General features: G+C 47.6%; 18 protein-coding genes. 8 read left to right on the top strand and 10 right to left on the bottom strand.

The genetic code is table 11. The features are described 5' to 3' along the window. The first annotated feature begins 139 nt into the window (after positions 1-139). The 3 genes from HRU77_00895 to HRU77_00885 all read left to right on the top strand — a co-directional run bounded on the left by HRU77_00895 (position 140) and on the right by HRU77_00885 (position 3,301). Entirely contained in the window at positions 140-1,354 is a 1,215-nt protein-coding gene (locus HRU77_00895; protein ID QOJ19377.1) for a PAS domain S-box protein, read from the top strand. Next, the gene (locus HRU77_00890; protein QOJ19376.1) at positions 1,323-1,970 is read left to right on the top strand and encodes a response regulator transcription factor; all 648 of its coding nucleotides are present in this window, start codon (positions 1,323-1,325) and stop codon (positions 1,968-1,970) included. The genes HRU77_00895 and HRU77_00890 overlap by 32 nt, the downstream gene beginning before the upstream one ends. A 281-nt stretch (positions 1,971-2,251) precedes the next feature. Next, positions 2,252-3,301 (top strand): class I fructose-bisphosphate aldolase, encoded by a 1,050-nt coding sequence (locus HRU77_00885; protein ID QOJ19375.1) that lies wholly within the window; start codon positions 2,252-2,254, stop codon positions 3,299-3,301. A 66-nt stretch (positions 3,302-3,367) separates the two neighbouring features. Here HRU77_00885 and HRU77_00880 read toward each other — a convergent pair whose 3' ends face one another. Then, complete coding sequence (locus HRU77_00880) at positions 3,368-4,042, bottom strand: sel1 repeat family protein (GenBank protein QOJ19374.1); 675 nt, start codon at positions 4,040-4,042, stop codon at positions 3,368-3,370. Between the two features lie 83 nt (positions 4,043-4,125). Continuing rightward, positions 4,126-4,875, bottom strand: coding sequence for an ankyrin repeat domain-containing protein (locus tag HRU77_00875; GenBank protein ID QOJ19373.1), 750 nt, complete (start codon positions 4,873-4,875; stop codon positions 4,126-4,128). 319 nt (positions 4,876-5,194) lie between these two features. Between HRU77_00875 and HRU77_00870 the strand changes: the two genes are divergently transcribed. From HRU77_00870 to purD, 5 genes are all read left to right on the top strand, one after another. Next, on the top strand, positions 5,195-6,367 hold the full coding sequence (locus tag HRU77_00870; protein QOJ19372.1) for an FAD-dependent monooxygenase: 1,173 nt from the start codon (positions 5,195-5,197) through the stop codon (positions 6,365-6,367). 168 nt (positions 6,368-6,535) lie between these two features. Further along, positions 6,536-7,540, top strand: coding sequence for a tRNA dihydrouridine synthase DusB (gene dusB / locus HRU77_00865; protein ID QOJ19371.1), 1,005 nt, complete (start codon positions 6,536-6,538; stop codon positions 7,538-7,540). A gap of 7 nt (positions 7,541-7,547) precedes the next feature. Continuing rightward, on the top strand, positions 7,548-7,790 hold the full coding sequence (locus tag HRU77_00860; GenBank protein ID QOJ19370.1) for a Fis family transcriptional regulator: 243 nt from the start codon (positions 7,548-7,550) through the stop codon (positions 7,788-7,790). After that, positions 7,787-9,346 (top strand): bifunctional phosphoribosylaminoimidazolecarboxamide formyltransferase/IMP cyclohydrolase, encoded by a 1,560-nt coding sequence (gene purH / locus HRU77_00855; GenBank protein QOJ19369.1) that lies wholly within the window; start codon positions 7,787-7,789, stop codon positions 9,344-9,346. Before HRU77_00860 ends, purH begins: the two co-directional genes overlap by 4 nt. 11 nt (positions 9,347-9,357) lie before the next feature. Then, entirely contained in the window at positions 9,358-10,656 is a 1,299-nt protein-coding gene (gene purD, locus HRU77_00850) for a phosphoribosylamine--glycine ligase (protein QOJ19368.1), read from the top strand. Positions 10,657-10,692: 36 nt separating this feature from the next. Here the strand turns inward: purD and flgL are convergent, their stop codons facing one another. The 8 genes from flgL to flgE form a co-directional block, all read right to left on the bottom strand. Beyond that, complete coding sequence (flgL, locus tag HRU77_00845; GenBank protein QOJ19367.1) at positions 10,693-11,904, bottom strand: flagellar hook-associated protein FlgL; 1,212 nt, start codon at positions 11,902-11,904, stop codon at positions 10,693-10,695. A gap of 21 nt (positions 11,905-11,925) precedes the next feature. Next, complete coding sequence (gene flgK, locus HRU77_00840) at positions 11,926-13,830, bottom strand: flagellar hook-associated protein FlgK (GenBank protein ID QOJ19366.1); 1,905 nt, start codon at positions 13,828-13,830, stop codon at positions 11,926-11,928. Between the two features lie 80 nt (positions 13,831-13,910). After that, positions 13,911-14,918, bottom strand: coding sequence for a flagellar assembly peptidoglycan hydrolase FlgJ (gene flgJ / locus HRU77_00835; protein ID QOJ19365.1), 1,008 nt, complete (start codon positions 14,916-14,918; stop codon positions 13,911-13,913). Positions 14,919-14,934: 16 nt separating this feature from the next. After that, on the bottom strand, positions 14,935-16,023 hold the full coding sequence (locus tag HRU77_00830) for a flagellar basal body P-ring protein FlgI (GenBank protein QOJ22014.1): 1,089 nt from the start codon (positions 16,021-16,023) through the stop codon (positions 14,935-14,937). 71 nt (positions 16,024-16,094) lie between these two features. Then, the gene (locus HRU77_00825; protein ID QOJ19364.1) at positions 16,095-16,790 is read right to left on the bottom strand and encodes a flagellar basal body L-ring protein FlgH; all 696 of its coding nucleotides are present in this window, start codon (positions 16,788-16,790) and stop codon (positions 16,095-16,097) included. A gap of 44 nt (positions 16,791-16,834) precedes the next feature. Continuing rightward, complete coding sequence (gene flgG, locus HRU77_00820) at positions 16,835-17,617, bottom strand: flagellar basal-body rod protein FlgG (GenBank protein QOJ19363.1); 783 nt, start codon at positions 17,615-17,617, stop codon at positions 16,835-16,837. Positions 17,618-17,647: 30 nt separating this feature from the next. Then, entirely contained in the window at positions 17,648-18,391 is a 744-nt protein-coding gene (gene flgF / locus HRU77_00815) for a flagellar basal-body rod protein FlgF (protein QOJ19362.1), read from the bottom strand. 49 nt (positions 18,392-18,440) lie between these two features. Then, positions 18,441-19,718, bottom strand: coding sequence for a flagellar hook protein FlgE (gene flgE, locus HRU77_00810; protein QOJ19361.1), 1,278 nt, complete (start codon positions 19,716-19,718; stop codon positions 18,441-18,443). Positions 19,719-19,724: the final 6 nt, after the last annotated feature.

Below are 19,724 nucleotides of genomic sequence, written 5' to 3'. Positions count from 1 at the left end.
TTTCTCTCATAAAATTACAGCGTTATCATTTGGCATAATTTGATAGTATAGTAATGTATATTCTGAGTTGATGTATTGCGGTTAATCGGCTCAACCGCAATGTGCTCCAGTAATGCTAATGTGAGCCGGGGGAAACGCCATGACGCACACTGAAGAGCAACGAAGAAAAGATGATGATATACGGCAAAGTAAAACCGAGCTACTAAGCGAGTTACAGATTTCTCACCGGGAGCTGGCATTGCAAAACCGGGAGCTCCTTGAAACGCAATTGCTCTTGAACCAATCACACAAACGTTACGCGGATCTCTACGAGTATGCACCAGTCGGTTTTTTGACTTTAAACAAAACCGGACACATTTTGTCGCTGAACCAAGCGGGCGAAGAGCTGCTGAGAAATAACCGGGAGTTCTTGATCGGCAAATCATTTACCGATTGTTTTTTCGATATCGACCAGCAAGCCTTTATCCAATATCTGCAGAAAATTTTCACGGCTTCGGGCAAAGCCGCTGTCGATCTGAAAATCAAAAACGCTAACGATCAACTCAGCTATATCCGGCTGGAAAGCACGCTCATGTGCGATAGCGACACCTGCTTGATGATCATGTCCGATATCAGTCAGCTAAAAAAAACAATCCATCTCAACCGCAATTTATTGCATGAAAACAGACGACTTATGAAAAAGCTGTTCCATATTCAGGAAAAAGAGCGGCGATTGATCGCACGTGAATTGCACGATGAATTGGGGCAATGGCTAACGGTTATCCGCGTGGAAAACGAAGTTATTCTGAACAACACATCAAGTGATTCCATGATCGCTATCAGTACGCGGGCTATCAACGAATCCACTCAGAAAATGAATAAAATAATCCACGGCATTCTGCATCAGTTACGGCCCGTGTTATTGGATACGGTGGGATTAATCGATGCTTTGTCAGAACTCAAGCGGCAATGGCGCACGCACCATCCGCAGATTATTCTCGAACTCAAGTTAAGCGGCGAACTGGATAAGCTGAGCGAATCGATCAATATTGCGGTATACCGCATCGTCCAGGAAGGATTGACCAATATTTACAATCACGCAGAGGCGAGCTGGGCGCAAATCAGCCTAAGCCGCGAAAATGGCGTTGAACCAGCGGATGATTGCCTGTTGCTTACCATTGAAGATAATGGTAAAGGTTATAATATCCATCAGCGATTTCGCGGCTTGGGATTGCTGGGTATGCGCGAGCGCGTCATTGCCATGAGCGGCACATTGTCGGTGCGCAGTGCCTGCAATGAAGGCACGGAAATCAATATTAAATTGCCGATAGAGCATTCCAACTATGACGAAACCAATTTGTATCCTATTGATTGATGATCATCCCGTAGTACGTACTGGATATCGACGTTTACTTGAAAGCACGCCGGATATATACGTAGTGGCGGAAGCCGACGACGGCGAGTCGGGTTATCAGCGATATTTAGAGTACCAGCCTGGCGTCACCATTTTAGACTTGAATATGCCCGGTATCGGCGGCCTGGAAACCATCCGCCGTATCAAAGCCCGGGATTCCGCGGCACACATTTTGGTATTCAGTATGTTGAACAATGCCACCATGGCACAACGCTCATTAAAAGCCGGAGCCACCGGTTTTCTCAGCAAACAAAGCGGAATTGGGGAAATGATCCAAGCAGTACGGCAAGTCAATGCGGGAAAAATCTATATCGAATCGGAATTGGCTGCAACACTGGCGCTCAATGCGACGCGCAGGGAAACCTGCGAAAGTCCGCTGGATACGCTCACCAAACGGGAATTTCAAATTTTCAAATTGATCGCGGAAGGAAATTCCGGTACGCAAATAGCGGAAAAGCTGGCCATCAGCCCGAAGACCGTGGGCGTTCACCATGTCAATCTGATGCGCAAATTACAGTTACAAAACATCACGCAGCTTATCCGCATGGCGATTAACAACGATGTCATTCAAAACTAAATTCCGGCTAGCGTAATTGATACCGCAGCAGAAATAAGGAGAATGCTTATTTTCCCGTTCTTTAGCATCCAGTAAGATTGTTTATTCCGATTAAATTCAGTGTTAAGAAAACTCTGAAAAAGGGAGTAAACAACGGCCTGGCAAGGCAAAATCCGGTGGGAAAGCGCAATTTACAAACCGATAAATGAGCATTTAGAATGCTGATTTCAACACCGCATGGCCGTGTGTAGTAGTTTTTCAGAAACTCCTCAACCCGATCATCCTCTCAACAAGGAGCTAAAATGACCAATATTTCCGCCGCTCTGGGTAGTGAAAGCGAGCAACTGCTCAGCCATGTGTGCAAAACCATACCTAAACAAAGCCTGCAATTGCCCGGCGCCGATTTTGTCGATCGCGTCATGGCTTTGAGCAACCGCAAACCCAGCGTGCTGCGCAATCTGCAGGCGTTTTTTAATCAGGGACGTTTGGCGGGCACCGGCTATCTGTCTCTGCTCCCGGTAGATCAGGGTGTTGAGCATTCCGCCGGCGCTTCATTCGCGCCCAATCCGATGTTTTTTGATCCCAAGCATATCGTCGAGCTGGCGATTGAAGGCGGTTGTAACGGCGTCGCATCCACACTGGGTGTGCTGGGAATCGTAGCGCGCCAGTATGCGCACAAAATCCCGATGATTCTTAAAATCAACCACAATGAGCTGCTGACATATCCCAATAAATACGATCAAACGCTGTTTGCCAGCATCAATCAGGCATTTAATATGGGAGCCTGCGCCGTCGGCGCCACTGTTTTTTTCGGCTCGGAAGAATCCCGCCGCCAGATCCAGGAAGTTTCAGCCGCGTTCGAACATGCGCATAATTTGGGCATGGTCACCATTTTATGGGCTTATACCCGCAACGCCGCGTTTAAAACCGCTGAGCAGGATTATCACGTCAGCGCCGACCTGACCGGCCAAGCGAATCATCTGGCGGTCACCATCGGCGCCGATATCGTCAAGCAGAAAATGGCGACCAATAATGGCGGATACAATGCGATCAAATTCGGTAAAACGCACCCGAAAGTCTATAGCGAGCTGACCACGGAGCATCCGATCGATCTGGTGCGATATCAAGTGGCCAACTGCTATATGGGGCGGATCGGCATGATTAATTCAGGCGGAGAATCGGGCAGCGATGATTTGCATCAGGCGATCCGCACCGCTGTCATCAACAAACGAGCCGGTGGCATGGGATTGATTTCCGGGCGCAAGGCATTCCAAAAACCATTCGCCGAAGGCGTCAAACTGCTGCACGCCATTCAGGATGTTTATTCGTCCAATGAAGTGACCATTGCGTAAGGAAGTTTTGCGGAACCGCCGCACTCGGCCGGATTCATGAAGAACGCAGCCGAGTGAACGGGTCGCTTATTTACCGGATGCCTTAATTGCATCGAGATTGGCGCGCGCGTCCTCATTTCCCTGCGCGGCCGCTTTTTCAAACCATTCGATCGCTTTCTTTTCGTCCCTGGCTACGCCTTCGCCGGTGAAATACATGGCGCCCAGATTATTTTGCGCATCGACATGCCCCTGCTCGGCCGCTTTCTTAAATAATTCCACCGCCTGCTCCATGTCTTGCGGAACACCTTCGCCGTTTGCGTACATCAGTCCTAGATTAAACTGCGCATCGGCATAGCCCTGCTCAGCAGCGCGAAAAAACCAACCGGCAGCCAGTTCCGGATCAGTATCCAATACTTTGCCGGATAAATTCTTTGATACCGCTTCACCGGTGTAGTACATCACACCCAAACTGTTTTGCGCCGCCGGATCCCCTGCTTTTGCGTCGGCCATCAATGCCTTAAACTTCTCTTCGGCAGCTTTAACATCGTCGAAGCCTCCGGGCATAATTTGTTCTTTCAATTCCGCCTTTTCTTCCTCTGACAAACCTTCGCTCATAAACGACGGAATCTCACCCATCTTGGTGATTTCGTTCATAGGAGCGGGTATCGAGTTTGCCGCCGATTTATCACTTCCCTGTTCACCGCCACAACCAGTCAGCAGTGTAACCGTCGCAGCAAGAAATAAAACAGCCAAAACATTCATCTGGGATTTCCTCTATTCATTGGGTTATAACGATAACAACGCATGTTTAAATCCGGCCGGACACCAAGATAGCATAGTAGTTACTACTTAGCTCCCGCCTTTATCAATAAATCAATCACTTCCTTATGATGATAAAGTTTCGCCAAAGTCAATGCAGTCGCGCCATTGCTGGCTTTCAGATTAGGATTGGCGTTTGCCGCCAGCAATGTATGAACCGCGCCTAAATGGCCAAGCTGTGCCGCCAGCATCAGGGCGGTCGCGCCATTTTCCAATTGATAATTAACATCAGCACCGGCATCGATCAATGTCTGAATAACTTGCCGGTGACCTTGCTGTGCAGCCAGCGTCAGTGCTGTCATACTATCGGTGCGTTTTGCACTCACCTCCGCTTTGGCCGCCAGCAACAGATCGATGGCTTTCCGGCGGTCTTTCTCGGCGGCCAGCATTAATGCCGTGCCGTCTTCTTCGCTGGCGGCATTCACATCAGCGCCGGCGGCCAGCAAAATCTCCACTGCCTGATCACGACCGTCGCGCGCCGATCGCATTAGCGGGGTATAGTCATCATCCGCTCTCAAATTAACATCCACGCCTGCTTGCAAGAAGCGCTCGACAGCAGCGGCATGACCTTTTTTAACCGCCGCCAGAAAAGCGGCGTTCAGCTCCTCCTGATCAATACGCTGCGTATCCAGTATTTTTTTGACCAAGGAAATGTTGCCTTTGTCCGCGGCATTGATCAATTCGCTGCCGGTATTCGTTGACCAGACTTCAGTGGAAACAATGGAAAGTAAAAATACGATCCATCCTGCAAGTTTATTTTCTAACAATCCTGCCATGTAAAATTCCTTCCTAATCTTTTATTCACACAGAACATTCTTTAATTATCACTGCAAAATTCCTGAAAAATTCAACCAGACCAATAAACGATGCAGATTATACCGTTTAAGCCACCATCTTGCCCGCGCATTACAGCACACTCATCCAATCGCACATTCCATGACTTGCTGCAATATGCTATTCTCCTGCCCTGATCAATTCTCATAAAAGCAGGATCAAAATCGCGATGCAATGGTTGCCACCGGAGTTTCCGGACATAATATTTCATCCGGTTTATCAATCAGCAATCGATATCCTGAAAAAATTTCAAGCAATCATATGATCAGCACGCATTACGATATGGTCATCATTGGTGGCGGGCCGGTGGGTATGGCTTTGGCACTGGCGCTGCAAGATACCGGTATTTCGAGCTTGCTGCTGGAAGCGCGCGGTTTACCGGAAAAAGACGAAGATCCACGCCCGCTGGCAATATCCTACGGCAGTCACTTAATCCTGCACCGCTTGGGCGTATGGAGCGGATTGACGAAAAAAACACCGATCACGACGATCCACATTTCCAATCGCGGCAGTCTCGGTCAAACCGTTTTGACACCGCAAGACGCTGGTGTTCCCACGCTAGGTTTCGTCGTCAACTATCACGATCTATTTTGCTCGATGCATCAGCGCTTAACGGCAAGCACATCCGGCTACATAGCCGGTGCGATCGTCACCGGACTGGATGCTGCGGAAAATTCGGGCACGGTGCATTTCAATTATCAAAACGAAGCGCAAAAAGTGACTGCCAAGCTGATAGTGCTCGCGGATGGCGGCAAATTGGCGCAGCAATTACCCGATGTCACTTATCAGTCGTATGATTATCAGCAATTTGCTGTAGTCGGCAATGTCAAAGCGGAAAAAAAACAAAGCGGGATCGCCTACGAACGCTTTACCGCCGATGGGCCGATCGCGTTGCTGCCGAACGAAGAAGATTTCGCGCTGGTGTGGACGGTAAGTCCTGAAGCAATCCATGAAATTACTGCGCTGAACGAAACCGATTTTCTGCTTAGACTGCATCACCATTTTGGCGACCGGCTGGGAAAATTTACACAGGCCGGGAAAAGATCGGCATTTCCATTAGCGCTGCGATACGCCTTGAACGTTACGGCACAAAGAGTTGCGCTCATCGGAAATGCGGCGCAAACATTGCACCCCGTTGCGGGACAAGGATTTAATCTGGGTTTGAGAGACGCTTATGAGTTAGCGCAAGAAGCGATCAATGCGCAAAACACATCGCGGGAAATCGGCGCGGCGGCGATGCTGTCGAATTACCGCCGGAAAAGACAAATCGACAGCGGCGGCGGCCGTTTCTTTACCGATTCGCTCATCAAGCTTTTTTCCAATGACAATGCATTACTCAAGCATGCTTGCGGAATCGGATTAACCGCGTTGAATTGCACACCACCGCTGAAACGCTTTGTCGCCCGCCGCATGATCTTTGGCGCACGTGGTTAATCCGTTTTCCTGTCACGCCCCTATCAGCCTGACGAAACAAAAGTTATAATTGCGGCTTTGTGCGCTGTGAGATTTTATATGAATTTTCACCTGCTGCAGCCAAGATTCCCAATATCCAGATTAATTGCTTTTCCAGGTAACTAATTTTATTTACACACTGCGCTTAACATGCAAATCGGCACGCACATTTTGAAAAATAAACTGATTGTTGCTCCTATGGCGGGAGTTACCGACCGGCCGTTTAGGCAATTGTGCAAAACGATGGGTGCAGGTATGGCGGTTTCCGAAATGGTGTCCAGCAATTCGTTGCTGTGGGGTTCAAAAAAAACACAGCGCCGCGCGAATCATGACGGTGAAGTTTCGCCGATTTCCGTGCAAATTGCCGGTGCCGATCCGCACATGCTGGCAGCCGCTGCGCGCTACAATGTTGACAATGGCGCTCAGATTATCGATATCAATATGGGCTGCCCGGCCAAAAAAATCTGCAACGTCATGGCCGGCTCGGCTTTATTACAAGATGAACAATTAGTGGGAAAAATTCTGGACGCGGTGGTCAAAGCCGTAGACACCCCGGTGACACTCAAAATACGCACCGGCTGGGACAAGCAACACAAAAACGCGCTCTCCATCGCGCATATTGCTGAAAACTCGGGTGTCCAAGCGCTTGCAATTCACGGCCGTACACGGGCTTGCGCCTACACCGGCACTGCGGAATACGACACCATCGCAGCGGTTAAAGCCGCAATTAAGATTCCTGTCATCGCCAACGGTGATATCACGACACCTGAGAAAGCGCATGCGATTCTTGCCTATACAAAAGCGGATGCGATCATGATCGGTCGCGCAGCGCAAGGCAGACCGTGGATCTTCCGCGAAATTAATCACTACCTCGCAACCGGCGAACATTTGCCGGCCCCCGAAGTGTCTGAAATCCATCGTGTACTTATTAATCATTTGCATGATTTATATGAATTTTACGGTGAATACTCAGGCGTTCGCATCGCACGCAAGCATATTTCCTGGTATACCAAGGGACTTGTCGGTTCTGCCGGTTTTCGTCAATCCATGAACCAATTACAAACCAGTGATCAGCAAATTCTGGAAACTAATAAATTTTTTTCTACGTTAGCTGAAAAAAGTCAACGATTGAGTTATATCAAAGAAGGGGAATAGTTAGTTTATGAATGCGATCAAGGAAAATGAAATTGCATCGTGTATACGCAAAGCCATAAACGGATATCTCAATGACCTGGATGGTGAGAAACCGTGCCATATTTACAATATGGTCATGCATAGCGTTGAGAAGCCTTTAATTGAAATTGCCATACAATACACCAAAGGAAATCAGACGCAAGCAGCTGATTTACTGGGGATAAACAGAAACACGTTACGTCAAAAAATGAAACAATATCAAATTAAATGACCATTAAACAAGCGCTCATCAGTGTTTCGGATAAAACCGGAATCGTACAATTAGCAAGGGAATTGATTCAACACAGTATCACCATCCTATCGACGGGCGGCACCGCCAAGTTGCTGCACGAAGCCGGGATTCCGGTTGTCGAGGCAGGCGATTATACGGGCTTTCCGGAAATGCTGGACGGCCGGGTCAAAACGTTGCACCCCAAAATTCATGCCGGCATACTCGCGCGCCATGATCTGCCCGATCACCAGCATGCACTCGAACAAGCGTCGATTGCCAACATCGAACTGGTAATCGTCAATCTCTACCCATTCAAGCAAACCGTTGCAAAACCGGATTGCAGTTTCGATGATGCCATTGAAAATATCGATATCGGCGGACCGACTATGGTGCGCGCGGCTGCCAAAAATTACCGCAAAGTCGCCATCGTCACGGATCCGCAAGACTATTCCCAACTCAGCCGGGAATTGGCGGAAAACAATGCCACTGTCAGTTTGGCTACGCGCTTTAAATTGGCGCAAAAAGCGTTTACCCATACTGCCTCATACGACAGCGCCATCAGCAACTATCTGACTTCGTTGGACAATGATTATCAGCGCAAGGATTTTCCCGATTCACTGAATCTGAATTTCACCCTCGCACAGCCTTTGCGCTATGGCGAAAATCCGCATCAAAAAGCCGCTTTCTATCGCGATGAAAACGTCATACCCGGCAGTTTGTCGAATTACCGGCAATTACAGGGCAAAGAATTATCCTACAATAATATTGCGGATACTGATGCCGCTTGGGAATGCGTCAAAACTTTTGACAGCCCTGCATGTGTCATCGTCAAACATGCCAACCCTTGCGGCATTGCCGTTGCGGAAACGATTTTACGCGCCTACCAATTGGCATTCGCAACCGACCCGGTCTCGGCTTTTGGCGGCATCATCGCTTTTAATCGCGCTATCGATAAAGACACGGCTGATGCTGTTCTGAAACAATTCGTCGAAGTCATTATCGCGCCCGAAATCGCACCGGAAGCACAACAGCTTCTGGCACAAAAAAACAATATCCGGGTTTTGCTGGTACCTTTGCAAACTGGATACAATGTTTATGATTTAAAACGCGTCGGCGGCGGTCTTCTGGTACAAACGCCGGATGTTCAGAATATTACTGCTTCCGATTTAAAAATCGTCACCAAACTACAACCTTCACCGCAACAACTGAATGATCTGTTGTTTGCCTGGCGAGCTGCGAAATTCGTTAAATCGAACGCCATCGTATTTTGCCGCAACGGCCAGACGGTCGGTATCGGCGCCGGGCAAATGAGTCGTGTGGACAGCGCGCGCATCGCATCCATCAAAGCACAGCAAGCCGGTCTCACATTGGCGCAATCGGTCGTGGCATCGGATGCGTTTTTCCCGTTCCGGGACGGATTGGACGTCGTCGTCGAAGCAGGCGCGACCGCGATCATTCAGCCCGGCGGCAGCATTCGTGACCACGAAGTAATTGCCGCTGCGGATGAGCATGGTGTCACCATGGTATTCACCGGCATTCGTCATTTCCGCCATTAACTAATCACATCATGAAATTATTAGTGATCGGCGGCGGCGGCAGAGAGCATGCCTTGGCTTGGAAATTAAGCTTGTCGCCGCGCGTGCATAAGGTATTTGTAGCACCCGGCAATGCCGGTACTGCATTGGAGCGCGGATTGGAAAATATTGCCATTACCGCCATTCCTGAGTTAATCGAATTTGTAAAAAAGGAGTCGATTGCAATCACCGTCGTCGGCCCCGAGATTCCACTGGCCGCCGGCATCGTGGATATATTCCAGGCAGCCGGTCTGAAAATCTTCGGCCCAACCCGGCAAGCCGCTCAACTTGAAACTTCGAAGATCTTCGCCAAGGAATTCATGCAGCGGCATCAAATACCGACCGCAGCTTACGCGAGATTTACAGATCCCGATTTGGCGCACGCCTATATTGAGCAACACCCCGCCCCGCTTGTCATAAAAGCCGACGGTCTGGCAGCCGGAAAAGGCGTGGTCGTAGCACAATCGCGGGAAGAAGCACATTGCGCTGTAAACGCACTGTTAGTGGAGAAAAATCTTGGCAATGCGGGCGATGAAATCATTATCGAAGAATTTCTTCAAGGTATTGAAGCCAGCTTTATCGTCATGACGGACGGAAACCATATTCTTCCACTGGCAACCAGCCAGGATCATAAACGGCTTTACGACGGCGATCAGGGTCCGAATACAGGAGGAATGGGCGCCTACTCACCGGTACCTTTCATTTCCCCAAGCTTGCATGCGCAAATCATGCGCACTATTATCGATCCGGTCATCAATGGTTTGAAACAAGATGGCACTCGCTATACCGGATTTCTTTATGCCGGTCTGATGATTACCGCCCATAACCAGGCGAAAGTATTGGAGTTTAACTGCCGATTGGGCGATCCGGAAACGCAACCAATTATGTTGCGTTTAAAAAGCGATCTTTTGCCTCTCATTGAACATGCAATTGATGGCACACTCAATGAAGTGGATGCCGAATGGGATTCACGTACTGCCCTTGGCGTTGTGATGGCGGCAGCAGGATATCCGGAAAATCCAAGAAAGAATGATGTAATTTACGGTTTGCCGGATTTGATTACCGAACAAGAAAGTGCCAGTGATTTTCATATTTTCCATGCCGGCACCCAATCGCAAGGAAAAAAGGGCAATGAAATTGTAACAGCAGGTGGGCGTATTTTATGCGTCGCCGTACTAGGTGAGGATGTTAAAGCTGCTCAGCATACGGCCTATAAAATCGTTGAAAGAATCCGCTTCGACGGTTCACAGATTCGCCACGATATCGGGCATCAAGGTATAAACGACCGGTAACTCAGAAGCGAAAAGCGTGGTTGATTTTCGCTTTTGCTAAATATAATTAAATAAAGATAATCCGGAAATTTTGATATAGGACTGCTGTGCAGCTTGAAGATACAGCTGCTGCCGCTGCAGATCCGATGTTGCTTGCGCAAAATCGACATCTTGCAATTGTGAGAGCATCTGCTCAAATTGAATATTTTGATCACTGCCCACACTTTCCAAAGTATCGATCTCTTGCAGCCGTGCTCCGATAGAAGCCTGTTTCGAAAGCACATGTTCCAAGCTGTTATTGATACTTTGCAACGTCGTTTTTAAGTTGTTCGCCAGCCGAGTACCGCCGGGTTGCCCGCTTGAAGGGGTTTCGAGCGCTGTAATCAGATCGCCCACCGTTTTGAAAATGCTTTGATTACTGCTTGGAGACACCGTAAATTTATCTCCATTAGCCGGATTCCCTTTAATACTCAATTGCATACCATCAAAACTGATTGTATTGTTACTGACATAAGGGTTGGTGGATGAAACGGGCGCTCCTGATGTAGTGTTCACAATGTCGTAGGTTGTAACACCGGTTGCAGATACGGTAAATGTAATCTCATAATCAGCACCGGTAAGGCTCGAAGGGGTAAGCACCGATCCTCCGTCAATAACACCGGTACCCATATTTGTGGAATTAGCAGCCGTTGCAAAAACACCGTTGCCATTCTTAATACGCTCAAAAATATCCGTGCCGGAATCACTAATAGCCAATTGCCGCGCGGGACCAACTTGGTTCAAGCGTTGTCCTTGATCGCCAACATACTGCACGGCTAATCCAGTCTGTGCAAAGGGTTTTGTGTTGGCTTGAAATCCTGAGAACAAAAACTGACTTTTCTCGTCGGTCGTGTTGGCCAAGCCAACTAACGATTCTAATTTACTGCGCAATTCGGTAGCCAGTGTTTTTCTGTCGGCATCTGTCAAAGTCGCATTTCCCGCGTAGATTGTCGAACTATGCACATCTTGCAGAATACCTGTCACTTGCTTTAATACATTTTCTTCCAGCGCCAGCGAGGAACCCGCACTGGATCGATTCACCGAATATTGCTTATTCAGTGACTCCGACTGGGAAATATTTAATACTTGCGCCGCAGAAATCGGATCATCCGAAGGCGTTAAGATCCGCCGGCCGGTAGATAATTGTTGTTGTGTATTGATTAATTTCTCTTGTTGCTGAAGCATCAAATTTGTGCCGGTTTCATAAATTGTACTTGTGCTGATGCGCATCACATTACCCCTACTCTACTTTTAGCCAAAACGCAAAATTGAATCAAATAAGGTACTGCTCATTTCGATGACTTTACTTGATGCTTGATACGCTTGCTGATACCGCAATAAATTCGCAGCTTCTTCATCCAGATTGACACCCGAGACGGATTGAATGGATTCTTCTGTTTGCGCAAGTAAATTGGCTTGCGCTTTGCTTGTTACTTCCAGCTCGCGGGTTTTATTTCCAACTTGACTCACCAGTTGCCCGTAAGCAGTCTGATAATTTGCTGTGCCGTTTTCCAGTGTATTGGTTGCTTGTAGTGCACCCAGCAGCAATATATTACGATTATCGGCAACACCGTTATCGTTGGGTGTGACCGTAAAAACATCGCCTGCGGCAGGACTGCCGCTAATCTGAAATGTATAACCGTTAAAACTGATATCTGCACCCGCTGTATACGCCTGATTAGTGGCGGGTAGCCCGGTCCCAGTCCCAGCGACGTCAAAATATCCGTCATAAGGCGTATGAAACGTAATGGTAAGCGGTTGTTGCAGATTAGTATCCAGTGGTAACGGATTTACAGTCCCGGCACTGATGATGCCAGTTCCGGTATTCGTGGTTGCCGCACTGGTGCGATTGGGTCCGGCCGCTGCTATTTTGGTTGTATCTGTAATATTGACATTGATATCTTTCGCGCCATTAATGGTGGGCTGAATCCGGAATCTTTCGCTCACCAGCATGGTAGCGCTTGTTACCGATATACCATCAAGTGTTAATGGTAAAGCGCCTGAAGATGTAGCCGATACATTATCGGATAATCTGGTTAAGGTATAATTTGTTCCATCGTACGAAAATTCATAATCGCTTGTTGTTAAAGCACTATAATCACTAATTGCTGCTGTAATATTGGATGCAATATTATTGGTTGATGCTGAAATCACCTTGGGCGAAGGCAGAGTGAAGAAATTCGTACCCATATCTCCATTCAAATCCATACCTAATTGATGCTGTGCATTGAAAGTCTGTGCTAGCGTTATGGCAATTCTTCCTAATGAATTTTGTGCATTATCCAGTGAGGTGCTACGGAAAGACATAAGACCTCCTAAAGTACCCCCTGAAATTTGGTCTTCAGGTAGCTGAATCGTGCTATTTCCATTAACCAATCCAATCGTTAAATTGTCCGGACTATCCGGTGACTTAATCGCTTCCAATGAAAGTGTTTGTGCACCCACGACCAGAGCTTGTCCATTTGCGATATAGACATTTAACGTACCATCATTCTGCCGCACAGTATCGGTATTGACCAGTTTATTCAACTGATTAATAAGCTCATCACGTTGATCCAGCATATCATTTGCGGGCTGTCCGCCAGCCGCGCCTTCTGCCCAAATAATTTGCTTATTGATTTCTCCAATTTGCTTGGCTAGCGAGTTGATATGAACCACCGTACTGGTAATCTGCGTATTTATCCCTTCCCTGATTTGCGACATACGCTGATCCATACTGTGAAAACGCGCCACAAGGGCATCGGCATTGCTGAGCATCGACTGGCGCGATGGAATAACGGCCGGGTTGGTAGCGACATCGTGCACGGCACTAAAAAAATTTTGCAATGTTGGAGAGAGTCCGGATGTTGTCTCAGCAAACATATTATCCAGCTGTTTTATCTGAGCATAGTTACTATCCAATGACTGACTCTGTGTTTGTATTTGTAATGATTGACTAGCAAGAAATTGATTGTATATACGTTGTACTGTTGATGAGTGCACACCGCGGCCAATAAAGCCGGCGCCGCCCGATTGCGGCGTATTTGTACTCAATAAGACTTGCTGACGATTAAAACCAGGCGTACCTGCATTACTAATATTATGGCTAGCGGTAAGTAATTGGTTTTGCGCAGATGCTAAGCCGCTTACTGCGATATCAAGAATTCCATTTCCCATATGTTCGCTCTGTTCTTGATTTTAAAAAAGATATAGTGACAATATCGGCAAACGAATGACAGAATTAAAAAATTCCTTCATTAAATAAATTCACGATTCTGCAATTTTTCACTATTCAGGATGCGCATCAACTTCTCCGCATACATCGGATCAGTAGCATACCCGGCACGTTGCAAGCCATTGGCAAAGGTCGCGGCATCGGCCGATTTCAACACTTTCGCATAGCGAGGATTATCCAGCAGCAATTTGGCGTAATCATTAAATCCCTCGGCATAGGAGCTATAAGCGCGAAATTTCTCAACTGACTTCTGTGCTACACCATTGATGTACTCGGTTGTTGATGCCTCTACTACATCTCCTTTCCAGCTGGCTCCCGCTTTGATGCCAAAAAGATTATAGGCAGGACTATTATCCGCATGCCGAATTTCATGTTTACCCCAGCCACTCTCCAGTGCGGCTTGCGCCAGCATATATTGAGGAGGAATGCCGGTTGATTCGGATGCGATTCTTGCATGCGGCAGAAGCTTATCAATAAAATTTTCTGACAGATCTGATGTTTTCTTTTGTTGTGATCCGATCTGTACCGGAAAAGTGGCAATCTCAGTTGCCTGATCGTTTTTCCCTGCTGGCATGATTGCATTTGCCGGAAACCGATTAGCGGACCATAGCTGCACGGATTTATCCTCAGGATGCCCATCACCTACTGGCAATGACTGCTGTACAGAATTAATCGCGGACAATATCGCATCGGTTTGACTGATGGCAGTTTGCGGTTCAACCAATTGATTGGTTTTGGATAATTGCTTCACCATCATGTCAGCAATCCCAATTCCTTTGGTGGAAATGTGCTGTGCCAGCTGCTGGTCGTACATTTGTGTAAAAAATTGCGTCTGCTGGCTATCGAATATTCCATCTTTAGGTGTGGCTTCCCGCATGCTTTTCAGCAGCATATTCATGAATAGCGCTTCAAATTGCTGGGCTACTTTTTGTAGAGCTTCATCTGGATTTCGCTTCGCCATTAAATTCAAGTCATCAATACTTTTGGCATCAATGGCAAGCTTGCTTGAAATATCCGCTGAAATAACCATTCTTACACCCAATCCGTTAAATTATTTCCAAATCGGCGCGCAACGAGCCAGCAGCTTTCAAAGCCTGCAGGATAGACAACAAATCCTGCGTCGTAGCACCAATTGCCGTCAGCGCTTTCACTACTTCGCCGAGATCCGCACCATTCGGCAATAACATTAAATTTCCTTCATCGGTACGGATTTCAACCTGCGATCGCTGCGTAACCACGGTTTCACCTCGCTGCGCCAAGGGGCCAGGTTGACTGATTACCGGTTCGGTATTAATGATGATCGAAAGATTGCCATGCGCAATCGCGCTGGATTCAAGTGTTACCGCTTGATTCATGGCTACCGAGCCGGTGCGGGAATTAACAATCACTTTCGCTGATGCTTTAGCCGGCGCAATATCCAAACTCTCAATCCGGGAGATAAACGTGATGCGCTGACTATTGTCCGCTGGCGCTTTTACCTGAACCATTCGGCCATCCACAGCTGATGCAGCCGCAGGATAAAGCCCATTGATCGCATCAACGATACGGTTCACCGTCGTGAAATCTGTTGAGTTTAATTCAAGATTGATAAAATCACCTTGCCCCACCGTCGTGGGAATCTCACGTTCCACAATACCGCCTCCTGTGATACGCCCGACACTCAGATGATTCACTTGCACGCTGCTACCGCCAGCTGCAGCCCCGATGCCGCCAACCAATATATTCCCCTGCGCCATTGCATACACTTGATTATCCGCCCCTTTGAGAGGCGTCAACAACAATGTCCCACCGCGCAAACTTTTGGCGTTGCCCATGGAAGAAACTGTGATATCGATGTGCTGACCCGGTTTGGCAAATGCCGGCAGCGTCGCCGTCACCATCACAGCGGCAACATTTCGCAATTGCAAATTGGTGCCGGGTGGCAGGTTAACGCCTAATTGGCCCAGCATATTGATGACACTCTGAACGGTAAACGGCGTTTGTGTGGTCATATCACCGCTGCCATCCAATCCAACCACCAATCCGTAACCGATCAATTGATTATTGCGAACACCTTGAATCGATGCCAAATCCTTGATGCGATCGGCCAGGCTGATACCCGGCAAAAGCAGGCATAACGCAAGAAAAGAAAAAATAACAGCGTTTCTTTTTTTCATCATCTTAAATGTCAATAGTTGCAACATTTATCCATCCTGAAATCGGTAGGCTAGAAAGGCGATATCGACAGAAAAAAACGCGATAGCCACCCCATCGTCTGCGCTTCATCGATATACCCATTACTGCGATACTCGACGCGCGCATCGGCAATCTGCGTTGAAGAGATCGTATTTCCCAAAATATGAACCGGATTCACAACCCCGGACAGCCTGATGAATTCCTGCCCTTGATTAATACCGATTTGTTTCTCACCGCTGACAACAAGATTTCCATTTGGCAGCGCTTCGATAACAGTTACCGTAATGGTTCCTTTAAAATTATTTTTGCTTGAACTTTCACCACTGCCATCAAATTTGTTATTGGATTTAGCTTCAACCGATGCATTCTTTAACAGGCTTAATGGGATTCCCATAAAGTTCGGCACGGAAAATTCGATACTCCCGGAACGGTTCGCATTACTTCCCGAGCTTTTACTGGCATTCGTTGTTTCATTTAACGTAACGATAATCGTATCGCCGATGCTTCTTGCACGGCGGTCTTCGAATAATGGCGTATATCGAACCCCGCCTGTTGTGCTATGTACCGTCTGCAGAATGGAGCCGTTGGGTTGGCTCACCGCTGCCGCATGCTGTGGAGCGCGTAATGTATTCGGCTGGTGAGTCACTGTCGATGGTGTCAGTGCGCAGCCGGATGCAAGCGCGGCTAAAGCCAGTATAAAAAAATACCGGCAGAAGTTTTTTATCATCGAATTGCCACTCACAATAACTCGATTACCGATTATCCAATTAATCAAAGTTGCGCCAGCCGTTGCAGCATTTGATCCGAAGTCTCAATGGACTTGGAATTCATCTCATAGGCGCGTTGGGTTTGAATCATATTCACCAGCTCTTCCACTACGTTCACATTCGAAGTTTCTACAAAATTTTGTTCCAGCAATCCCAATCCATTGGTACCTGGCGCATTCTGATTAGGCGCTCCGCTCGATGCGGTTTCCTGATACAAATTCTCACCCATCTTCAACAAACCGGCTGGATTGACGAAGCTCGCCAATTGAATATTGCCAACTTGAATCGGCGCAGTGGAACCCGGAACTGTTGCCGACACTGTTCCATCTCGAGCGATTGTGATACCCAATGCATTCGGCGGAACGGTAATTGCGGGCTGAACGGCATATCCGCTGGATGTCACAAGCTGCCCGTTAAGATCGGACTGGAATGCGCCATCGCGGGTGTAGGCTGTGGTACCGTCCGGCAGCAAAACCTGAAAGAAACCTACGCCGCGTATCGCGACGTCACGCTGGTTTTCGGTTTGCTGCAACCCGCCTTGAGTAAAAATACTTTCGGTAGAAACCGGTTTAACCCCGGTACCCAATTGCAAACCCGACGGTAATTGCGTTTGCTGGGAAGATTGCGCACCGGGCTGACGTACTGTTTGATACAGCAGATCCTCGAAAACAGCACGAGCACGTTTAAATCCATTAGTGCTGACATTCGCCAAGTTATTAGAAATCACATCCATCTTGGTTTGTTGTGCATCAAGCCCTGTTTTTGCAATCCATAGCGAACGTATCATAATGATTTACCTATTAAATATGTTATCGAATTAAACCCTTACCACCATGATCTCACTGGCTTTCTGCGCGTTATTCTGTGCGTTATCAAGCATTTTCATTTGCATATCAAATTGCCGCGCCAAATCGATCATATTGACCATTTCATGCACAACATTCACATTGCTCTCTTCCAATGTGCCGTCGACCAGCTTAACTTTGGCATCTACAGGCGCTTCGCCGCCATCCTTGAGCCGGAACAAGCCATCGGTGCCTTTTACGAGCTTATCTTCCGGTGGATTGACCAGTTTAATCCGGCCTACTTGCGCTACCGTGTTCGGCTGCGGCGTAATCGGCACCGAAGATACGGTTCCATCGACACCGATTGTGATACGCGTGTCAGGCGGTAAGGTAATAATGCCCGTATCGCCTTTTACTTTATGGCCGCTGGCTGTCTGCAAAATGCCGTTTGGATTTACTTGCAGACTGCCGTTCCGGGTATAAGCTTCCTTGCCGTCATCCGTTTGAATCGCAATCCAACCGGAACCTCGAACTGCAACATCGAGATCACGGCCGGTCGTTTGTAACGCACCTGGAGTGAAATCGGCGCCTATCGTGGAATCAACTACAAAGGCTCGCGTCGGCAACCCATCGCCGAATACCGGAACTGCCCGAAATGCATTACTTTCAGCGCGATATCCCGTTGTTGATGCGTTAGCAAGATTTTGAGCAACAGTCGCTTTCTGATTCAGCGTATGGTTTGCTCCGGTCATTGAGGTATAAATCAATCGATCCATTTTTTACTCAACTTTTATAAAAGTTTGATGCTTCGTAATGAAACCTAGGTTAGATTTGAGTAATAGTTTGAATAATCTGATCTTGCGTTTCTATTTGTTTAGCACTGGCTTGATACATGCGTTGTGCCTGTATTAATTTAACCAATTCCGCTGTCAAATCCACGTTTGAATCTTCAATGGCATTGGATTGAAGCACGCCCAGGTTCCCCGTTTTAGGTGGGCCAACCAAAGGTTCGCCTGAAGCGGGGGTTTCCACCCAATGGCCATCTCCGACCGGTACCAGCCCTTGTGGATTAACAAAATTCGCCAGCACGATCTGTCCAAGTACTTTCGATTGACCACTACTATAATTGCCCATAATCACGCCCTCGGCGCTGATGGTAAAACCTGACATACGGCCTGAGGTATAACCATCCTGTGTAATGGCATTAACTCCAAAATCCGAGCCGAACTGCGTGGCGGTCGTCATATCGAGACGGACGGTCTGCGGTGTTGTTGCGCCAAGCGAAGGATTAATTGCGCTAAAATCAATCGCTAAATCAATCGGAGCAGCAGAAGCAGCAGCAATGCTCTGTAATTTTCCATCCGTGTCAAATACCATAGACTGCGAAGGACTTCCACCCATCGTAACACCAACAGGCACTCCGGCAGCATCTACCTTACCATCCACAGTCGCAAAGACAGTCCACGTATTAGCGGTTGCCGTCGCCTTCTGAAAAAATAATGACAAAACATGTGAATTTCCAAGACTGTCAACTACCGTTCCCGAAGTTGTGCTGTTATACGTCTTTGGATCGGTGGCATTAAAAGCAGTGGTAATAGCCGTTTTTCGCGCATCCAGATTAAACCCAAGATCAAATGTTGTCGTCGCTTTAGGTGCAAGATCAGAAGTACCGAATTTTAGGTTTACCGGTACCCCGCTGGCCTTGATATCGCCATTCACATCGGCCATAAAGCCCGTCAGATTGGCACCTGATGCATCAACAATATAACCTGAATCATCGGCATGAAATTGTCCGTTTCGGCTATAACTTACCGTACCGCTATCACTCATGCGAAAAAATCCTTGCCCATTGATCGCGATGTCCAAAGGGTTACTGGTCGGTGTGATAGTGCCTTGACCGAATTGTTGCGCAATTGCGGATATTTTTGATCCAATCCCGATCTGAGCGGTATCGGTACCTTCCATCGAGTTAGCAAAAATATCGGAAAATTGCGCGATGGATTGTTTGAATCCTGCGGTGTTTGCATTGGAGATGTTATTTCCGATTACATCCAGATTGGTCGATGCTGCATTTAAGCCACTTAAGCCATGTTGAAAAGTCATAATAAT

Source organism: Gammaproteobacteria bacterium (assembly GCA_015709615.1).
Taxonomy (GTDB): domain Bacteria; phylum Pseudomonadota; class Gammaproteobacteria; order Burkholderiales; family Nitrosomonadaceae; genus Nitrosomonas.
Note: the sequence above shows the minus strand (reverse complement) of the source record. Positions and strands in the feature narration are given on the sequence as shown.

Excerpts from the sequence above, each read along its gene's own strand:
- HRU77_00895 (QOJ19377.1), top strand. The coding sequence starts at position 140 with ATGACGCACACTGAAGAGCAACGAAGAAAAGATGATGATATACGGCAA.
- HRU77_00890 (QOJ19376.1), top strand. The coding sequence starts at position 1,323 with ATGACGAAACCAATTTGTATCCTATTGATTGATGATCATCCCGTAGTA.
- HRU77_00885 (QOJ19375.1), top strand. The coding sequence starts at position 2,252 with ATGACCAATATTTCCGCCGCTCTGGGTAGTGAAAGCGAGCAACTGCTC.
- HRU77_00880 (QOJ19374.1), bottom strand. The coding sequence starts at position 4,042 with ATGAATGTTTTGGCTGTTTTATTTCTTGCTGCGACGGTTACACTGCTG.
- HRU77_00875 (QOJ19373.1), bottom strand. The coding sequence starts at position 4,875 with ATGGCAGGATTGTTAGAAAATAAACTTGCAGGATGGATCGTATTTTTA.
- HRU77_00870 (QOJ19372.1), top strand. The coding sequence starts at position 5,195 with ATGATCAGCACGCATTACGATATGGTCATCATTGGTGGCGGGCCGGTG.
- dusB (QOJ19371.1), top strand. The coding sequence starts at position 6,536 with ATGCAAATCGGCACGCACATTTTGAAAAATAAACTGATTGTTGCTCCT.
- HRU77_00860 (QOJ19370.1), top strand. The coding sequence starts at position 7,548 with ATGAATGCGATCAAGGAAAATGAAATTGCATCGTGTATACGCAAAGCC.
- purH (QOJ19369.1), top strand. The coding sequence starts at position 7,787 with ATGACCATTAAACAAGCGCTCATCAGTGTTTCGGATAAAACCGGAATC.
- purD (QOJ19368.1), top strand. The coding sequence starts at position 9,358 with ATGAAATTATTAGTGATCGGCGGCGGCGGCAGAGAGCATGCCTTGGCT.
- flgL (QOJ19367.1), bottom strand. The coding sequence starts at position 11,904 with ATGCGCATCAGCACAAGTACAATTTATGAAACCGGCACAAATTTGATG.
- flgK (QOJ19366.1), bottom strand. The coding sequence starts at position 13,830 with ATGGGAAATGGAATTCTTGATATCGCAGTAAGCGGCTTAGCATCTGCG.
- flgJ (QOJ19365.1), bottom strand. The coding sequence starts at position 14,918 with ATGGTTATTTCAGCGGATATTTCAAGCAAGCTTGCCATTGATGCCAAA.
- HRU77_00825 (QOJ19364.1), bottom strand. The coding sequence starts at position 16,790 with ATGATAAAAAACTTCTGCCGGTATTTTTTTATACTGGCTTTAGCCGCG.
- flgG (QOJ19363.1), bottom strand. The coding sequence starts at position 17,617 with ATGATACGTTCGCTATGGATTGCAAAAACAGGGCTTGATGCACAACAA.
- flgF (QOJ19362.1), bottom strand. The coding sequence starts at position 18,391 with ATGGATCGATTGATTTATACCTCAATGACCGGAGCAAACCATACGCTG.
- flgE (QOJ19361.1), bottom strand. The coding sequence starts at position 19,718 with ATGACTTTTCAACATGGCTTAAGTGGCTTAAATGCAGCATCGACCAAT.